The following is a 2269-nucleotide window of genomic DNA, read 5'->3' as shown; positions in this document are numbered from 1 at the left end:
CCATGGCCAGTGCGATCAAAAGGCCCGGCAAAAAGCCTGCCATGAACAGCCCGCCCACCGACACCTGCTCATCCTGCATGGCATAGATGATCATGCTGATGGACGGTGGAATGATCGGGCCCACGATAGCCGTGCTCGATGTCAGTGCCGCAGCATAGGCACGCGAGTAGCCGGCCTTGTCCATCATCTTGACCATCATGGAGCCTGGGCCGGCCGCATCGGCCAGTGCGGAGCCGGAAATGCCCGAGAACAGTGTCAGCGACAGCACATTGGCATAGCCCAGCCCGCCCCGCAGATGACCGACGAACTGGGCAGCAAAGCGCAGCAGCACCGCCGTCAGTGCGCCGCCTGACATGAGTTCGGCCGCCAGGATGAAGAACGGCACCGCCATCAGCGGAAAACTGTCGATGCCGGTGAACATCTCCTTGAAAACCACAAGCTGCGGATAGCGCCCACCAACGAACACCGCCAATGCCGCCGATATGGCCAGCGCAAAAGCGACCGGAAAGCCCAGCGCCATCAGCACGACGGCGGCAATGAAGAGAGTGAGAGTCATGGCCTGTCTTTGGTGTCGGTCGGTCAGAGGGAGGCTGCCGCCTCGGCATCCATTTCACCGGACTCGATATAGCTGCCATCGGCGATATAACCGCGCACGATGAACAGCAGGTGCACGAACATCAGCAAAAACCCCATCGGCATCGCAAGGTAGATGAAGGAGATCGGGATGTCAGTGGCCGCCGTGGTCTGGAAGCGCGTTGCCCAGACGTAGAGGACCGAAAAATAGGTCATCACCAGACAGAAAACACCGATGCCGACTGCCACCACCGTGCGCAGCCAGCGCGCGGAACGCGTGCTCACGGCCTGGTGCAGGTTGTCGATGGCGACGTGGCCACCAAAACGCAGCACCAGCCCCGCCCCCAGAAACGTGACCCAGATCATCAGGTGCCGCGCCACCTCCTCGGCCCAGACGATGGAGTCCCCGGTGGTGTAGCGCAGCACCACATTGGCAAAGACGATGCAGGCCATGGCCACCAGCAACAGGATCAGCAACCAGCGGTTGCAGGCCACAAGGATGCGTTCAATGCGGTTCAACATAGTTGGTGCAACACCAGGGGCGCCTGGCCATCAGGAGTGAAAACAAACGCCCGGGCGAGGCCGGGCGATCAAGGGAGAAAACGAGCAAGCGCCGCTTATTTGACCGCAGCGATCTGGTCCAGCGTCTTCTGCCCGTACTTGGCCGCATACTGCTTGTAGGCAGGGGTCAGGGCTGCCTGGAAGGGTGCGTTGTTCACCTGGGTCACCACATTGACACCGTGCGACTTGATCTCGTCCACACCCTTCTTCTCGACGTCATCCACGAACTTGCGCGACGCCTGGGCGCCGATCTTGGCACCCTCGATGAAGGCCGTCTTCTGGGCGTCCGTCAGGCTGCCAAAGAAGGCGGGCGACACCACCAGCGCGATCGGCGCATAGACGTGGCCGGTCAGTGTCAGGTTCTTCTGCACCTGCCACAGCTTGGCTGAAACGAAGACCGAGAGCGGGTTCTCCTGACCGTCGATGGTGCCCTGCTGCAGGGCACCAATCACCTCGGGCCAGGCCATGGGGGTGGGCGACGCGCCCATGGTACGGAAAGCCAGGATGTGCACCGGGTTCTCCATGGTGCGAATCTTCAGACCCTTGAGGTCTTCGGGCTTGTTCACCGGGTGCTTGTTGTTGCTCAGATGGCGGAAGCCCTGCTCACCCCAGGCCAGGGCAATCAGGCCGCGCTTCTTGAACTTGGTCAGCAGGTCCTGGCCAAAATCGCCATCGAGCACCTTGCGCGCATGGGCGGTATCGCGGAACAGGAAGGGAATGTCCACCACGCCGATTTCCGGCACGAAGTTGCTCAGCGCCCCCGTGGAAACGAGGATGGCTTCCACCGTACCCAGTTGCAGGCCTTCGATCAGCTCGCGCTCGCCACCCAGGGCGCTGGAGGGAAACTGCTTGAACTTGAAAGCGTTGCCGGTCGCCTTCTCCACATGGTCGGCCCAGGCCTGCGCACCGGCACCGTAGTGCGAGTTGACGGCCAGTGCGTAGCCCACCTTCACCTCCCGAGCTTGCTGCGCAAACGCCACACTGGTCGTGGCGGCCAAGGCCGAGACAGCGCAGGTCGCAAGAAGGGAGCGGCGGAAAGGCATCATGGGATTCATCCTTGTAAGGCGTTGGTGAGGAAAAGTGACGAAGGCATTGTAATTTTCTTGTAACAGGCTTGCTGACCATTCACCAACAG

General features: G+C 61.3%; 3 protein-coding genes. All 3 read right to left on the bottom strand.

Features of this window, described 5'->3' with window-relative positions; genetic code table 11:
- Positions 1-556 (bottom strand): TRAP transporter large permease subunit (locus ACE3PH_RS15910; RefSeq protein WP_374320866.1); only part of this gene is annotated, 556 nt, incomplete at its 3' end.
- A 23-nt stretch (positions 557-579) separates the two neighbouring features.
- Positions 580-1095, bottom strand: a complete 516-nt coding sequence (locus ACE3PH_RS15905) for a TRAP transporter small permease (protein WP_374320864.1) — start codon at positions 1093-1095, stop codon at positions 580-582.
- Between the two features lie 95 nt (positions 1096-1190).
- The gene (locus ACE3PH_RS15900) at positions 1191-2180 is read right to left on the bottom strand and encodes a TRAP transporter substrate-binding protein (RefSeq protein ID WP_374320862.1); all 990 of its coding nucleotides are present in this window, start codon (positions 2178-2180) and stop codon (positions 1191-1193) included.
- Positions 2181-2269: the final 89 nt, after the last annotated feature.

This window comes from Aquabacterium sp., from assembly GCF_041909175.1.
Taxonomy (GTDB): domain Bacteria; phylum Pseudomonadota; class Gammaproteobacteria; order Burkholderiales; family Burkholderiaceae_C; genus Aquabacterium.
Note: the sequence above shows the minus strand (reverse complement) of the source record. Positions and strands in the feature narration are given on the sequence as shown.

What these genes read in the sequence shown, in the direction of transcription:
- ACE3PH_RS15900 (WP_374320862.1), bottom strand. Translation starts at nt 2,180, where the DNA reads ATGATGCCTTTCCGCCGCTCCCTTCTTGCGACCTGCGCTGTCTCGGCC.
- ACE3PH_RS15905 (WP_374320864.1), bottom strand. Translation starts at nt 1,095, where the DNA reads ATGTTGAACCGCATTGAACGCATCCTTGTGGCCTGCAACCGCTGGTTG.